The sequence below is a fragment of the Streptomyces sp. NBC_00271 genome (assembly GCF_036178845.1).
Classification (GTDB): Bacteria; Actinomycetota; Actinomycetes; order Streptomycetales; family Streptomycetaceae; genus Streptomyces.
Genome location: NZ_CP108070.1, coordinates 5,073,131 through 5,088,773 on the forward strand (window position 1 = coordinate 5,073,131; position 15,643 = coordinate 5,088,773).

Consider the following 15,643-nt stretch of genomic DNA (forward strand, 5'->3'; position numbering starts at 1 on the left):
ACTAAATCGTTACCTGGCGTGACCTGTCACACAGCTCAGCGAGTGCCTCTGCTGTCACGGGCGACACAGCGCCCTCTTCGGTCACGATCGCCGTCACCAACTCGGGGGGCGTCACATCGAATGCCGGGTTGTACGCCTGGGTCCCCAGGGGTGCCACCGGTATCCCGCCTCCCGCTTCCACTCCCGCCACCGGCACCTGGGGTGCTGTGACCTCGGTCACTTCATGACCGGGACGCTGCTCGACCTCGATGGATGCTCCATCCGGGGTGTCCGGGTCCACCGTCGTCACCGGCGCCACCACAATGAAAGGCACATGGTGATACCGGGCCAGCACCGCGAGCGGATAGCTCCCCACCTTGTTCGCCACCGAACCGTCGGCAGCGATCCGATCGGCCCCGATGAGCACCGCGTCCACCTCCCCCGCCGCGAACAGTGATCCCGCCGCGTTGTCCGTGAGCAAGGTGTACGCCATTCCGTTGCGCGCCGCCTCGTAAGCCGTCAGGCGAGCACCTTGCAGCAACGGACGCGTTTCGTCCACCCACAGCCTCCGCAGCTGCCCCGCCCTATGCGCCGCGAGGGCCACGGCGAAGGCCGTACCCTCCCCGCCGGACACCAGCGCCCCGGTGTTGCAATGCGTCAGAATCCGGTGCCCGCCACCCGGCAGCAGCTCGTCGAGCAGCGCCAACCCATGCTCGGCCATCCGAGCACTGGCCGCGGCATCCTCCCGGTGCAGCGCCCGCGCCGCCTCCAGCGCCGCCCCCGCGGCCCGCCGCTGATCACCGCCGCCGGAGAGTGCGGCACGATACGCCGTCTGCGCCCGGCGCACACCGACAGCGAGGTTCACCGCGGTGGGCCGGGCGCCCGCCAGCGCCCGGGCGGCATCGTCCACGTCGAAGCCGCGCACGGCGGCGAGCGCGACTCCGTACGCCCCGGCGATACCCAGCAGCGGCGCCCCTCGCACGGCCAGCGTGCGGATCGCCTCCACCAGCGCGGGAGCGTCCGTGCACACCAGCTCGACCTCCTCGGCCGGCAACCGTGTCTGGTCGAGAAGGACCAGCACCGGCCCTTCGGGCGGCTCGTCCCAGCGGATCGCCGGTATCCCCAGTAGCCCGTCGCCCTCGCGGAATTGCGCGTACTGATCAGCCATCCGCCCAGTCTGCCCCGTAGCAGGCGGACAATTGAAGGTGTCCACCCCATACGAGGGCCGGTCCCATGCCGGGCACACCGTGGCACGATGGCTGCCAACCTGCCGCCGCGACCGCGGACGGGCACCGTGAAGGAGCGACGATGAAAGACACTCCGGGCTGGGCCTCGCCCGGATCTGCCCCCTCCGACGGGCAGGAGCCGGACAACTCCGGCGCCGCCGAGCCCCCGGAGCAGCCCGCGGACCAAGGTGGCGCGAACCAGCCGGAGCCGCCCTCGAAGTGGTCCAAGGAGCAGCCCCCGCCCGGCCAGTGGTCCGCTCCCAGCCCGCAGGGCCCCAGCCAGGCCCCGCCGCCACCGCCCCCCGGCCCCGGCTGGGGCGGCCAGCAGCCCCCGGGCGCGGGAGGCTACGGAGGCCAGGGCGGCGGCTACGGCGGCTGGGGAGGCCCCGGCCGTGGCTACGGAGGCCCAGGAGGTCCCGGTGGCTGGGGCGGCAACTGGGGCGGCCCGCCGCCCGCCGCCAAGCCCGGTGTGATCCCCCTGCGCCCGCTCGGCGTCGGCGAGATCCTCGACGGCGCGGTCTCCACGATGCGGACCTACTGGCGCACCGTCCTGGGCATCTCGCTCACCGTCGCCGTCGTCACACAGATCGCGGTCATCCTGCTCCAGGGCCTGGTCCTGGACGACAGCGCGAGCACGGACGTCCTCAACGACCCGAGCGCCACCGCCGGCGAGCTGAGCCGCGCCCTGGGCGACACCCTGCTGAGCTCCGGCGTCGTCGTGCTCATCGGCCTGCTCGGCACCATCGTCGCCACGGCCCTGCTCACCTCCGTGACCAGCCGCGCGGTGCTCGGCAAGTCGGTGACCACCGCCGAGGCCTGGCGCGACGCCAGACCCCGGCTGCCGAAACTGTTCGCCCTGACCTTCCTGCTGCCGCTCATCGCCATCGCGATCATCACCGTCGGCACTCTTCCTGGCCTGCTCATCGCCGTCGCCGGCTCGAGCAGCGCGGGCGCCGCACTCGCGGTCCTCGGCGGGCTCGGCGCGGGCGTCGTCGCCCTCTGGCTGATGATCCGCTTCTCGCTCGCCTCGCCCGCCCTGATGCTGGAGAAGCAGGGCGTCCTGAAGTCGATGAGCCGCTCCGCGAAGCTCGTCCGCGGCTCCTGGTGGCGCGTCTTCGGCATCCAGCTGCTCGCCACGATCATCGCCAACATCGTGGCGTCGATCATCGTGATCCCCTTCGCGCTCATCGCCTCCGCCCTGAGCGGCGACGGCGTCGCCGGTTTCCTTGGCAGCAGCGGCAGCCCCGGCTGGACGTTCCTCATCGTCAGCGGAATCGGTTCGGTGATCGGTTCCATGATCACCTTCCCGATCTCCGCAGGCGTCACCGTGCTCCTCTACATCGACCAGCGCATCCGCCGCGAGGCCCTCGACCTCGACCTGGCACGCGCCGCCGGTGTCCAGGAATACGGCTCCACCACCCCCGGCCCCACTCCGGGGAGCTGATGGGGTGAGTCCGGCGGGGGGAGTTCTCACAGCGGTACTGGCACTGCCACGCACCGGCGCCACGGCCGTACTCGCGCTGCCGCGCGACGACGAACCACCGGTGACGATCCCGCGCGACCCCGCGCGGGAGGCGGCCAAGCGCGAACTGTCCAAACGGATGTACCACGAGAACGACCCCAGCCCGGTGCAACGCGCTCTGAACGCCTTCTGGGACTGGGTCGACAAACTGTTCAGCGCCGCCTCCACGGCGACTCCCGGCGGCACGCTCGGACTTGTCGTCATCGTGGTGGCGGTGCTGGCAGTCGTGGCCGCCCTCTGGTGGCGCCTCGGCACCCCGCACCGCACCCCCACCTCCTCCGCCGCACTCTTCGACGACCGCCCCCGCAGCGCCGCCGAACACCGCGCGGCCGCCGAAGCACACGCCGCCCAGGGCCACTGGAACCAAGCCGTCCAGGAACGCATGCGCGCCGTCGTGCGCTCCCTCGAGGAACGCGCCTTGCTCGACCCACGCCCGGGCCGCACCGCGGACGAGGCCGCCGCCGAAGCGGGCCGCACACTGCCCTCCCACACGGACCGACTGCGCGCCGCCGCCCGGGACTTCGACGAGGTCACATACGGCGGCCGGTCCGCGGGCTCCGACACATACCACCGCCTCACCGAACTCGACCGCGACCTCGAGCGCACCAAACCCGTACTCACCAGAAGCGCCCAGAGCACGGACCACAACAGCCGCCAGGGGGCCGCCTCATGACCGAGGCCACCCTCACGTCCACCTCGGCCTCGCCCACCGCCCGCCAGGTGTGGACCCGCACCCGAGGCATCGTCCTCGCCGTCGTGATCCTGCTCGCGGCCGCCGTCGCGATCGCCGCGATCCGCTCCGGCGCCCAGCACGGCCGCCTCGACCCACGCTCCGCCGACCCCTACGGCAGCCGCGCCACCGCCGAACTCCTCGGCGACCGCGGGGTCTCCACGCGCGTGGTCACCACCCTGGACGAGGCCCGCGCCGCGACCGGCGCCGACACCACGCTCCTCGTCGCCGCCCCGGACCTGCTGACCGACCATCAGCAGGCCGGCCTCCGCGCGGCGACCAAGAACTCCGGTGGCCGCACGATCCTGATCGCCCCCGACTCGCCCTCCCTCGGCACCCTCGCCCCCGGAGCCACCGCCGATCCCGCGATCAGCTTCCACTCGACGCTCGCCCCCGACTGCGACCTGCCCGCCGCCCGCCGCGCGGGCAGCGCCGACACCGGCGGCATCCGCTACAGCACCAGCGACCCCGGCGCCGACGTCTGCTACCCCAGCGACGGCCTGCCCACCCTGCTGCGCATCCCGGCGGCCACCGGGAACGGCGACACCGTCGTCATCGGCGCCCCCGACATCCTCTACAACAACCGTCTCGACAAGCAGGGCAACGCCTCGCTCGTCCTCCAACTGCTCGGTTCCCGCCCCCACTTGGTCTGGTACCTCCCCTCCCTCTCCGACACCTCGGCCACCGACGCGGGCAAAAAGACCTTCCTCGACCTGCTCCCCTCGGGCTGGCTCTGGGGCACCCTTCAGCTCTTCATCGCGGCAGGCCTGGCCGCCCTGTGGCGGGCACGCCGACTCGGCCCCCTCGTACCCGAACGCCTCCCCGTCGCGATCCGCGCCTCCGAAACCGTCGAAGGCCGCGCACGCCTCTACCGCAAGGCCAACGCCCGCGACCGCGCGGGCGCCGCTCTGCGCTCCACCACCCGCACCCGACTCGCCCCCCTCGTCGGTGTATCCCCCGCTCAGGCGCACGCGCCCGAGGCACTGCTCCCCGCCCTGTCCGCCCGTCTCGACGGCGACGGACAGGCCCTGCACACCCTCCTCTTCGGCCCGCCGCCCAGCGACGACGCGGCCCTCATCTCCCTCGCCGACCAACTCGACGCCCTCGAAAGAGAGGTACGCCGTCCATGATGGCCCCGACCACTGACAACGCCGGGTACGCCGGGGATCCGGGCACCGCCCGCTCCTCCCTGGAAGCCCTGCGCGCCGAGATCGCCAAAGCCGTGGTCGGCCAGGACCCCGCCGTGACCGGCCTCGTCGTCGCCCTCCTCTGCCGCGGACACGTTCTACTAGAAGGAGTCCCCGGAGTCGCCAAAACGTTGCTCGTCCGCGCGCTCGCATCCGCGCTCGAACTCGACACCAAGCGCGTCCAGTTCACTCCCGACCTGATGCCGAGCGACATCACCGGCTCACTCGTCTACGACGCCCGCACCGCCGAGTTCTCGTTCCAGCCCGGCCCGGTCTTCACGAACCTCCTGCTGGCCGACGAGATCAACCGCACTCCGCCCAAGACCCAGTCGTCCCTCCTCGAAGCGATGGAGGAGCGTCAAGTCACGGTCGACGGCACCCCCCGCCCGCTCCCGGAGCCGTTCCTGGTCGCCGCGACCCAGAACCCGGTCGAGTACGAGGGAACGTATCCTCTGCCCGAAGCCCAACTGGACCGCTTCCTCCTGAAACTGACGATCCCTCTGCCGTCCCGTCAGGACGAGATCGACGTCCTCACCCGCCACGCCGAGGGCTTCAACCCGCGAGACCTGCGCGCCGCCGGCGTACGCCCCGTGGCGGGCCCGGCCCACCTGGAAGCCGCCCGCGCTGCCGTGGCCAAGACATCGGTCTCCCCCGAAATCACCGGCTACGTCGTCGACATCTGCCGCGCCACCCGCGAATCGCCGTCCCTCAATCTCGGCGTCTCCCCGCGCGGCGCGACCGCCCTCCTCGCCACCGCCCGTGCCTGGGCCTGGCTGACCGGCCGCGACTACGTCATCCCCGACGACGTGAAGGCCCTGGCCCTGCCCACCCTCCGCCACCGCATCCAACTCCGCCCCGAGGCGGAGATGGAGGGCGTGACGGCCGACTCGGTCATCAACGCGATCCTCGCTCACGTCCCCGTCCCCCGCTGATGGCACTCACCGGACGCGCCGCCCTGCTGGCGGCCCTCGGCACACTCCCCGTCGGCATCTGGGAGCCCAGTTGGACGGGCATCCTCGCCGTGAACGCTCCTCTGGCCCTGGCCTGCGCCTGCGACGCGGCCCTGGCCGCACCCGTGCGCCGCCTCGGCCTGGCCCGCTCCGGCGACACTTCCGTACGCCTCGGCGAGACCGCCGATGTCACCCTGACCGTCACCAATCCCTCCGGCCGCCTCCTGCGCGCCCGCCTCCGTGACGCCTGGCCTCCCAGCAGCTGGGAGCCGGGCACCGAGGTGGCCGGCTCCCGCCACCGCCTGACGGTCCCCGCCGGCGAGCGTCGACGCCTGACCACCCGCCTGCGCCCCACCCGTCGAGGCGACCGCCAGGCGGACCGCGTCACCATCCGCTCGTACGGCCCCCTCGGTCTCTTCTCCCGCCAAGGCAGCCTCCAGGTGCCCTGGACCGTACGAGTCCTGCCACCCTTCACCAGCCGCAAGCACCTCCCCTCCAAACTGGCCCGCCTACGCGAGCTCGACGGCCGTACCAGCGTCCTGACCCGCGGCGAGGGGACGGAATTCGACAGCCTGCGCGAGTACGTCCCCGGTGACGACACCCGTTCCATCGACTGGCGCGCCACGGCCCGCCAGACCAAGGTCGCCGTACGCACCTGGCGTCCCGAGCGCGACCGCCACATCCTTCTGGTCCTCGACACGGGCAGAACCTCGGCCGGTCGCGTGGGCGACGCCCCGCGTCTGGACGCCTCCATGGACGCGGCACTCCTCCTGGCCGCCCTGGCCTCCCGGGCCGGCGACCGCGTGGACCTCCTCGCGTACGACCGCCGAGTACGCGCCCTGGTCCAGGGCCGCTCAGCCGGCGACGTCCTCCCTTCCCTGGTCAACGCGATGGCGACCCTGGAGCCGGAGCTCGTCGAAACGGACGGCCGCGGCCTCACCGCCACGGCCCTCCGCACGGCCCCTCGCCGCTCCCTGATCGTGCTGCTGACCAGCCTCGACGCGGCTCCCATCGAAGAGGGCCTGCTCCCCGTACTCTCCGGTCTCACCCACCGCCACACAGTCCTCGTGGCCTCAGTGGCCGACCCATACATCGCGCACATGGCTACGGCTCGGGGAAGCGCCGAGGCGGTGTACGAGGCGGCAGCCGCGGCCCAGGCCCAGACGGAACGCCATCGCACGGCCGAACAACTCCAGCGCCACGGAGTAACCGTCGTCGACGCGGTTCCGGACAACCTGGCGCCTGCCCTCGCGGACGCATATCTGGCACTCAAGGCGGCAGGACGGCTGTAAGCCGGCACAAAAAAAGGGGCCTCTCGATTCGAGAGGCCCCAAAAAAAGATCTTGAACGCAGAAAACCCCCGTACCGATTTCCCGGTACGGGGGTTCTCCCTACAATTAGTTCGGCGGCGTCCTACTCTCCCACAGGGTCCCCCCTGCAGTACCATCGGCGCTGTGAGGCTTAGCTTCCGGGTTCGGAATGTAACCGGGCGTTTCCCTCACGCTATGACCACCGAAACACTATGAAACTTGTCAAACTACCGCACCAAACCCAGTGGCCCTGGGAATGGGGTTGTTCGTGGTTTCAGAACCAACACAGTGGACGCGAGCAACTGAGGACAAGCCCTCGGCCTATTAGTACCGGTCACCTCCAGCGGTTACCCGCCTTCCAGATCCGGCCTATCAACCCAGTCGTCTACTGGGAGCCTTAACCCCTCAAAGGGGGTGGGAATACTCATCTCGAAGCAGGCTTCCCGCTTAGATGCTTTCAGCGGTTATCCCTCCCGAACGTAGCCAACCAGCCATGCCCTTGGCAGGACAACTGGCACACCAGAGGTTCGTCCGTCCCGGTCCTCTCGTACTAGGGACAGCCCTTCTCAATATTCCTACGCGCGCAGCGGATAGGGACCGAACTGTCTCACGACGTTCTAAACCCAGCTCGCGTACCGCTTTAATGGGCGAACAGCCCAACCCTTGGGACCGACTCCAGCCCCAGGATGCGACGAGCCGACATCGAGGTGCCAAACCATCCCGTCGATATGGACTCTTGGGGAAGATCAGCCTGTTATCCCCGGGGTACCTTTTATCCGTTGAGCGACGGCGCTTCCACAAGCCACCGCCGGATCACTAGTCCCGACTTTCGTCCCTGCTCGACCCGTCGGTCTCACAGTCAAGCTCCCTTGTGCACTTACACTCAACACCTGATTACCAACCAGGCTGAGGGAACCTTTGGGCGCCTCCGTTACTCTTTAGGAGGCAACCGCCCCAGTTAAACTACCCATCAGACACTGTCCCTGATCCGGATCACGGACCCAGGTTAGACATCCAGCACGACCAGAGTGGTATTTCAACGACGACTCCCCCTGAGCTGGCGCTCAGAGTTCAAAGTCTCCCACCTATCCTACACAAGCCGAACCGAACACCAATATCAAACTGTAGTAAAGGTCCCGGGGTCTTTCCGTCCTGCTGCGCGAAACGAGCATCTTTACTCGTAGTGCAATTTCACCGGGCCTATGGTTGAGACAGTCGAGAAGTCGTTACGCCATTCGTGCAGGTCGGAACTTACCCGACAAGGAATTTCGCTACCTTAGGATGGTTATAGTTACCACCGCCGTTTACTGGCGCTTAAGTTCTCAGCTTCGCCACCCCGAAGAGTGACTAACCGGTCCCCTTAACGTTCCAGCACCGGGCAGGCGTCAGTCCGTATACATCGCCTTACGGCTTCGCACGGACCTGTGTTTTTAGTAAACAGTCGCTTCTCGCTGGTCTCTGCGGCCACCCCCAGCTCACGGAGTAAATCCGATCACCGGTGATGGCCCCCCTTCTCCCGAAGTTACGGGGGCATTTTGCCGAGTTCCTTAACCATAGTTCACCCGAACGCCTCGGTATTCTCTACCTGACCACCTGAGTCGGTTTAGGGTACGGGCCGCCATGAAACTCGCTAGAGGCTTTTCTCGACAGCATAGGATCATCCACTTCACCACAATCGGCTCGGCATCAGGTCTCAGCCTTAATGTGTGACGGATTTACCTATCACACGGCCTACACCCTTACCCCGGGACAACCACCGCCCGGGATGGACTACCTTCCTGCGTCACCCCATCACTCACCTACTGCAGGTCTGGTCCGTCGGCTCCACCACTCCCCTTTGCCCGAAGGCTCCGGGGCGGCTTCACGGACTTAGCATCGCCTGGTTCAATGTTTGACGCTTCACAGCGGGTACCGGAATATCAACCGGTTATCCATCGACTACGCCTGTCGGCCTCGCCTTAGGTCCCGACTTACCCTGGGCAGATCAGCTTGACCCAGGAACCCTTAGTCAATCGGCGCACACGTTTCTCACGTGTGTATCGCTACTCATGCCTGCATTCTCACTCGTGAACCGTCCACCACTGCCTTCCGGCGCGGCTTCACCCGGCACACGACGCTCCCCTACCCATCACAGCGGGCGTTGGCCCTATTGCTGCAATGACACGACTTCGGCGGTACGCTTGAGCCCCGCTACATTGTCGGCGCGGAATCACTAGACCAGTGAGCTATTACGCACTCTTTCAAGGGTGGCTGCTTCTAAGCCAACCTCCTGGTTGTCTCTGCGACTCCACATCCTTTCCCACTTAGCGTACGCTTAGGGGCCTTAGTCGATGCTCTGGGCTGTTTCCCTCTCGACCATGGAGCTTATCCCCCACAGTCTCACTGCCGCGCTCTCACTTACCGGCATTCGGAGTTTGGCTAAGGTCAGTAACCCGGTAGGGCCCATCGCCTATCCAGTGCTCTACCTCCGGCAAGAAACACACGACGCTGCACCTAAATGCATTTCGGGGAGAACCAGCTATCACGGAGTTTGATTGGCCTTTCACCCCTAACCACAGGTCATCCCCCAGGTTTTCAACCCTGGTGGGTTCGGTCCTCCACGACCTCTTACAGCCGCTTCAACCTGCCCATGGCTAGATCACTCCGCTTCGGGTCTTGAGCGCGCTACTAAATCGCCCTATTCGGACTCGCTTTCGCTACGGCTTCCCCACACGGGTTAACCTCGCAACACACCGCAAACTCGCAGGCTCATTCTTCAAAAGGCACGCAGTCACGACGCACTGAGTAAACTCAATGCGCGACGCTCCCACGGCTTGTAGGCACACGGTTTCAGGTACTATTTCACTCCGCTCCCGCGGTACTTTTCACCATTCCCTCACGGTACTATCCGCTATCGGTCACCAGGGAATATTTAGGCTTAGCGGGTGGTCCCGCCAGATTCACACGGGATTTCTCGGGCCCCGTGCTACTTGGGTGTTTCTCAAACGAGCCGTTGACGTTTCGACTACGGGGGTCTTACCCTCTACGCCGGACCTTTCGCATGTCCTTCGCCTACATCAACGGTTTCTGACTCGTCTCACGGCCGGCAGACCGTGAAAGAGAAATCCCACAACCCCACATACGCAACCCCTGCCGGGTCTCACACGCATATGGTTTGGCCTCATCCAGTTTCGCTCGCCACTACTCCCGGAATCACGGTTGTTTTCTCTTCCTGCGGGTACTGAGATGTTTCACTTCCCCGCGTTCCCTCCACATACCCTATGTGTTCAGGTATGGGTGACAGCCCATGACGACTGCCGGGTTTCCCCATTCGGAAACCCCCGGATCAAAGCCTGGTTGACGACTCCCCGGGGACTATCGTGGCCTCCCACGTCCTTCATCGGTTCCTGGTGCCAAGGCATCCACCGTGCGCCCTTAAAAACTTGGCCACAGATGCTCGCGTCCACTGTGCAGTTCTCAAACAACGACCAACCACCCATCACCCCAAACCTTCCGGTTCGAGTGCACTGGGGCCGGCACTGAAGGCAGCCGATAACCGGCCGTACCTTCAGACACCCAACAGCGTGCCCGGCACCCCCGCCACTCATGATCAGCTTTCCACGCCCCGAAGAGCAGTACTCACAGCCTGAGATGACTGAAGATGCCGAATAATCAACGTTCCACCCATGAGCAACCAGCATCAGACATTCGCCGATGTACTGGCCTCTGACCTCACCCCGGAGGGATCGGTAAGAAGTGCTCCTTAGAAAGGAGGTGATCCAGCCGCACCTTCCGGTACGGCTACCTTGTTACGACTTCGTCCCAATCGCCAGTCCCACCTTCGACAGCTCCCTCCCACAAGGGGTTGGGCCACCGGCTTCGGGTGTTACCGACTTTCGTGACGTGACGGGCGGTGTGTACAAGGCCCGGGAACGTATTCACCGCAGCAATGCTGATCTGCGATTACTAGCAACTCCGACTTCATGGGGTCGAGTTGCAGACCCCAATCCGAACTGAGACAGGCTTTTTGAGATTCGCTCCGCCTCACGGCTTCGCAGCTCATTGTACCTGCCATTGTAGCACGTGTGCAGCCCAAGACATAAGGGGCATGATGACTTGACGTCGTCCCCACCTTCCTCCGAGTTGACCCCGGCAGTCTCCTGTGAGTCCCCATCACCCCGAAGGGCATGCTGGCAACACAGAACAAGGGTTGCGCTCGTTGCGGGACTTAACCCAACATCTCACGACACGAGCTGACGACAGCCATGCACCACCTGTACACCGACCACAAGGGGGCGACCATCTCTGGCCGTTTCCGGTGTATGTCAAGCCTTGGTAAGGTTCTTCGCGTTGCGTCGAATTAAGCCACATGCTCCGCTGCTTGTGCGGGCCCCCGTCAATTCCTTTGAGTTTTAGCCTTGCGGCCGTACTCCCCAGGCGGGGAACTTAATGCGTTAGCTGCGGCACCGACGACGTGGAATGTCGCCAACACCTAGTTCCCACCGTTTACGGCGTGGACTACCAGGGTATCTAATCCTGTTCGCTCCCCACGCTTTCGCTCCTCAGCGTCAGTAATGGCCCAGAGATCCGCCTTCGCCACCGGTGTTCCTCCTGATATCTGCGCATTTCACCGCTACACCAGGAATTCCGATCTCCCCTACCACACTCTAGCTAGCCCGTATCGAATGCAGACCCGGGGTTAAGCCCCGGGCTTTCACACCCGACGTGACAAGCCGCCTACGAGCTCTTTACGCCCAATAATTCCGGACAACGCTTGCGCCCTACGTATTACCGCGGCTGCTGGCACGTAGTTAGCCGGCGCTTCTTCTGCAGGTACCGTCACTTTCGCTTCTTCCCTGCTGAAAGAGGTTTACAACCCGAAGGCCGTCATCCCTCACGCGGCGTCGCTGCATCAGGCTTTCGCCCATTGTGCAATATTCCCCACTGCTGCCTCCCGTAGGAGTCTGGGCCGTGTCTCAGTCCCAGTGTGGCCGGTCGCCCTCTCAGGCCGGCTACCCGTCGTCGCCTTGGTGAGCCACTACCTCACCAACAAGCTGATAGGCCGCGGGCTCATCCTTCACCGCCGGAGCTTTTAACCCACCCAGATGCCCGGGCAGGTGTTATCCGGTATTAGACCCCGTTTCCAGGGCTTGTCCCAGAGTGAAGGGCAGATTGCCCACGTGTTACTCACCCGTTCGCCACTAATCCACCCCGAAGGGCTTCATCGTTCGACTTGCATGTGTTAAGCACGCCGCCAGCGTTCGTCCTGAGCCAGGATCAAACTCTCCGTGAATGTTTTCCCGTAATCGGGACGACACCACGAGAGCGGAACCGAGGAGAGGAATAATCCCCCCGGTTCACAGCGTCCTCGCTGTGCGCCTGCCAGGCAGTGCCCGGCAGGACTTTTTCAAAGGAACCTCGCCCCAGCCGATCGGCCGGAGACGGGGTATCAACATATCTGGCGTTGATTTTTTGCACGCTGTTGAGTTCTCAAGGAACGGACGCTTCCTTTGTACTCACCCGAGAGACTCTCTCAGGCTTTCCTCCGGGCGCTTCCCTTCGGTGTTTCCAACCTTACCAGATCCGTTTTCCGTTCCGTTTCCGGTCGGAATTCATTTCCAGTGGCCGTTGGAGGGGCCTTTGCCTATTTGATTGCCTTCCGGCTCTCTTTCGGCGAGTCCGACTTTATCAGAAGTTTTTGACCGGCCTTACCGGCCACTCAGTCCTGAATAATCGGAGGTGCTTCTCGGGAATTGCATTCACAAGAAGCTGGCAGATCCTAACTGCCACCGTCTGGACTTGTCCAGCTCTAGGCAACTGTTCGAATCTACCTCCCCACCGGCTCCGTGTCAACGGCTCCTGTGCGGCGAAGAGGAGACTAGCAGGTCAACGGGGATGAACGCACATCAGGCGGCCGTCGGAAGAGTCGCGCTGCGCTCGGACTCGTCGACGTCACCGGTGTCGCCGGCCCGTACCGCGCGACCGCCCAGGACATAGACGTACGCGAGGAAGGCCAGTTCAGCGGCGATGCCTATGCCGACACGGGCCCAGGTGGGGAGACCGGACGGGGTGACGAAGCCTTCGATGGCGCCCGAGACGAAGAGGATCAGAGCCAGGCCGATCGCCATGCCGAGAGCGGCGCGGCCCTCTTCGGCGAGTGCCGTACGGCGCGAGCGGGGGCCCGGGTCTATCAGGGTCCATCCCAGTCGCAGACCGGTGCCCGCGGCCACGAAGACAGCGGTCAGTTCCACCAGGCCGTGCGGAAGGATCAGGCCCAGGAAGGTGTCGAGGCGGCCCGCCGACGACATCAGGCCTATGCCCACGCCGAGGTTGAGCATGTTCTGGAAGAGGATCCAGAGAACCGGTAGCCCCAGGAAAATGCCCAGGACCAGGCACATCGCCGCGGCCTGGGCGTTGTTCGTCCAGACCTGGGCCGCGAAGGACGCGGCCGGGTGGCTCGAGTAGTAGGTCTCGTACTCGCCGCCGGGGCGTGTGAGCTGGCGCAGCTGGCTGGGGGCCGCGATCGAAGACTGGACCTCGGGGTGCGTGCCTATCCACCACCCAAGGACGACGCCGACCAGGGTCGACAGGAGCGCCGTGGGGACCCACCAGTGGCGGGAGCGGTATACCGCCGCCGGGAAACCCTGGGTGAGGAAGCGGGTGACATCGCGCCAGGAGGCGCGGCGATTGCCTGTCACGGCCCCACGCGCGCGTGCCACCAGTTGGCTCAGACGACCGGTGAGCTGCGGATCCGGCGCGCTGGACTGGATCAGGGAGAGATGCGTGGCCGTACGTTGATACAAGGCGACGAGTTCGTCTGCCTCGGCTCCGGTGAGCCGGCGTTGGCGGCGCAGCAGAGCATCGAGACGGTCCCACTCGGCGCGGTGGGCGGACACGAAGACGTCGAGGTCCATCGGTTCTGCTGCTCCTCGTCCTCTCGTACTGCGTGTCAGCTTGTCGTACTGCGGCGCGATGCGCCCTCAGCTTGGCAGACTGACCGTTCTCAGGGCAGGTCAGGGGAAGGACGGCGACTGTGAGTGAGCTAGTGACGGGCGAGGCGGTGGCGCTGGAGCTGCGCCCCGCGAAACTGCCGAGCCGGGCGCTGGCCGTGCTGCTCGATCTGGCCGTGTCGATGACCGCCTATTTGATCGTCACCATCGGCCTGCTGGCCGCGACGGCGGCCTTGGACGATGCGGCGCGGATCGCGGTGTCGATCGCGAGTTTCGTTCTGCTGCTGGTGGGCGGCCCGATCGCGGTGGAGACGCTGAGTCACGGCCGCTCGCTGGGGAAGCTGGCCTTCGGGCTGCGGGTGGTGCGGGACGACGGGGGGCCGATCCGGTTCCGGCACGCGTTGGTGCGTGGCGCGATCGGTGTGGTCGAGATTCTGATGACGTTCGGGATCATCGCGTGCATCGCCTCGCTCGTGTCGGCTCGGGGGCGGCGGCTCGGTGACGTGTTCGCGGGGACCCTCGTCGTGCGGGAACGGATTCCCGTCGGACATACGGCCTTCGTGCCTCCGCCGCCGCCCTGGCTGGCGGGGCGGTTCTCCGGACTTGATCTGTCGGCCGTGCCGGACGGCCTGTGGCTGGCCATTCGTCAGTACTTGACGCGGATGCGGCAGCTGGACCCTCAGGTCGGCGGGACGATGGCGGAGCGGCTCGCGTCCGATCTGGCCGCCCGTACGGGGGCTCCGGCGCCGCAGGGGGTGCCGGCGGCCGCCTATCTGGCGGCCGTGGTGCAGGAACGGCAGGCGCGGGACGCTCGGCGGGCCTTCGGCGGCGGGAGCGCTCCTGCGGTGCCCGGGGGCCCGGGTGGGTTCGTCGGAGGGACGCCCGGCGCGGGCGGCGGCCCTGTCCTGGGGCAGTCAGGCGCTCACTCCTATCCGCAGGTCTATCCGCAGGCGGGTGCCTCCTCGCCCGCTTCGGCGCGGGACCCGTATCCGTCGGCGTCCCCGGCAGCGTCGGCGCGGCAGGCGCCGCCGCCCGCGGCACCGCGGGACGAGCCAGTCGAACGCCCGTCGACCGGATTCGCGCCGCCCGCCTGAACCCGCTCCGAACGGTGTCCCGGCGTCGTCAGGCGAAGACCGACGGCGGTGATTCGAGGTGCTCGAGCTCCACGCCTGGCGCCGCCAGGACCACGTCTCCCGCGAGGTGTACGGCGTGCTGCTCCCCCGTGTCCAGGGCTGTGACCTGGTAGTCGTCCACGGTCAAGGGGCCGTTGTCAGTGGCGTGTGTTTCTCTCGAGATCAAGGCCCAGGACTGGTCGACGGTGCGCGGGGCGAGGACCGGGTCGGTGAAGGCGACGAGGCGTACGCGGGTTGCGGAGGCATCGGGGGTGAGGCGCAGCAGACGGGCGGTGGCGACGAGGAAGGCGGGGGATGTGCCGGTGAAGGCGTGGGCGCGGACATTGCCTTCGGTGGCCTCGGTGCCGGTGGGGTCGGTGCGGACCCAGGTCACGCCGTCGAGGGCGGCGCCACGGACCTGCCAGCTCGCGGCGTGCAGTTCGAGACGGATGGGGCGGCCGAGCTCGTCGAGGGCGAGGTCGACCGAGCCGGCGTGGTCGCCGGAGGGGGTGGTCAGTTGCGAGACGTAGCGCCAGCCGGAGGGGCCGGGCGCGCAGTGGAAGTGTTCTTCGGCGAGGGGGGTGTGATCGTGCGGATCATGGAGCGAATAGCGACCGCGTGGCATGGGCGTTCAGGTCCTCATCGGGGACAGGCCCCCGCCACGGGGGCAGGGGCCTGCTGACATCCGTACGCCGAGC

9 protein-coding genes and 3 rRNA genes are annotated in these 15,643 nt (G+C 66.5%); 6 read left to right on the top strand and 6 right to left on the bottom strand.

All coding sequences use genetic code 11. From position 1 onward, the window contains the following. Window position 1: 1 nt before the first annotated feature. Window positions 2-1,147 (bottom strand): S-methyl-5-thioribose-1-phosphate isomerase, encoded by a 1,146-nt coding sequence (gene mtnA / locus OG798_RS23295; RefSeq protein WP_095854309.1) that lies wholly within the window; start codon window positions 1,145-1,147, stop codon window positions 2-4. Between the two features lie 140 nt (window positions 1,148-1,287). Here mtnA and OG798_RS23300 point away from each other — a divergent pair, with 140 nt between their 5' ends. The 5 genes from OG798_RS23300 to OG798_RS23320 are packed head-to-tail and all read left to right on the top strand — an operon-like array spanning window position 1,288 to window position 6,886. Then, window positions 1,288-2,649: a hypothetical protein gene (locus OG798_RS23300; protein WP_267062007.1), complete on the top strand. Its 1,362-nt coding sequence runs from the start codon at window positions 1,288-1,290 to the stop codon at window positions 2,647-2,649. Window positions 2,650-2,653: 4 nt separating this feature from the next. After that, on the top strand, window positions 2,654-3,400 hold the full coding sequence (locus tag OG798_RS23305) for a DUF4129 domain-containing protein (RefSeq protein ID WP_267062008.1): 747 nt from the start codon (window positions 2,654-2,656) through the stop codon (window positions 3,398-3,400). Continuing rightward, on the top strand, window positions 3,397-4,587 hold the full coding sequence (locus OG798_RS23310; protein WP_328757626.1) for a DUF4350 domain-containing protein: 1,191 nt from the start codon (window positions 3,397-3,399) through the stop codon (window positions 4,585-4,587). Before OG798_RS23305 ends, OG798_RS23310 begins: the two co-directional genes overlap by 4 nt. Continuing rightward, window positions 4,587-5,576, top strand: a complete 990-nt coding sequence (locus tag OG798_RS23315; protein ID WP_328760069.1) for an AAA family ATPase — start codon at window positions 4,587-4,589, stop codon at window positions 5,574-5,576. The genes OG798_RS23310 and OG798_RS23315 overlap by 1 nt, the downstream gene beginning before the upstream one ends. Beyond that, window positions 5,576-6,886, top strand: a complete 1,311-nt coding sequence (locus OG798_RS23320; protein WP_328757627.1) for a DUF58 domain-containing protein — start codon at window positions 5,576-5,578, stop codon at window positions 6,884-6,886. The genes OG798_RS23315 and OG798_RS23320 overlap by 1 nt, the downstream gene beginning before the upstream one ends. Window positions 6,887-6,994: 108 nt before the next feature. On the opposite strand, the gene rrf is transcribed toward OG798_RS23320, so the two are convergent. The 4 genes from rrf to OG798_RS23340 form a co-directional block, all read right to left on the bottom strand. After that, window positions 6,995-7,111 (bottom strand): 5S ribosomal RNA (gene rrf, locus OG798_RS23325). A 97-nt stretch (window positions 7,112-7,208) separates the two neighbouring features. Beyond that, a 23S ribosomal RNA gene (locus tag OG798_RS23330) occupies window positions 7,209-10,332 on the bottom strand. A gap of 318 nt (window positions 10,333-10,650) precedes the next feature. Beyond that, window positions 10,651-12,176 (bottom strand): 16S ribosomal RNA (locus OG798_RS23335). The 16S, 23S and 5S rRNA genes sit together here, the layout of an rRNA operon. Before the next feature lie 613 nt (window positions 12,177-12,789). Beyond that, complete coding sequence (locus tag OG798_RS23340; RefSeq protein ID WP_328757628.1) at window positions 12,790-13,797, bottom strand: stage II sporulation protein M; 1,008 nt, start codon at window positions 13,795-13,797, stop codon at window positions 12,790-12,792. Between the two features lie 119 nt (window positions 13,798-13,916). On the opposite strand from OG798_RS23340, the gene OG798_RS23345 reads away from it, so the two are divergent. Then, window positions 13,917-14,927, top strand: coding sequence for an RDD family protein (locus OG798_RS23345; protein ID WP_328757629.1), 1,011 nt, complete (start codon window positions 13,917-13,919; stop codon window positions 14,925-14,927). Window positions 14,928-14,955: 28 nt separating this feature from the next. On the opposite strand, the gene OG798_RS23350 is transcribed toward OG798_RS23345, so the two are convergent. After that, the gene (locus OG798_RS23350) at window positions 14,956-15,570 is read right to left on the bottom strand and encodes a hypothetical protein (protein WP_328757630.1); all 615 of its coding nucleotides are present in this window, start codon (window positions 15,568-15,570) and stop codon (window positions 14,956-14,958) included. Window positions 15,571-15,643 lie beyond the last annotated feature (73 nt).

What these genes read in the sequence shown, in the direction of transcription:
- mtnA (WP_095854309.1), bottom strand. Translation starts at nt 1,147, where the DNA reads ATGGCTGATCAGTACGCGCAATTCCGCGAGGGCGACGGGCTACTGGGG.
- OG798_RS23300 (WP_267062007.1), top strand. Translation starts at nt 1,288, where the DNA reads ATGAAAGACACTCCGGGCTGGGCCTCGCCCGGATCTGCCCCCTCCGAC.
- OG798_RS23310 (WP_328757626.1), top strand. Translation starts at nt 3,397, where the DNA reads ATGACCGAGGCCACCCTCACGTCCACCTCGGCCTCGCCCACCGCCCGC.
- OG798_RS23315 (WP_328760069.1), top strand. Translation starts at nt 4,587, where the DNA reads ATGGCCCCGACCACTGACAACGCCGGGTACGCCGGGGATCCGGGCACC.
- OG798_RS23320 (WP_328757627.1), top strand. Translation starts at nt 5,576, where the DNA reads ATGGCACTCACCGGACGCGCCGCCCTGCTGGCGGCCCTCGGCACACTC.
- OG798_RS23340 (WP_328757628.1), bottom strand. Translation starts at nt 13,797, where the DNA reads ATGGACCTCGACGTCTTCGTGTCCGCCCACCGCGCCGAGTGGGACCGT.
- OG798_RS23350 (WP_328757630.1), bottom strand. Translation starts at nt 15,570, where the DNA reads ATGCCACGCGGTCGCTATTCGCTCCATGATCCGCACGATCACACCCCC.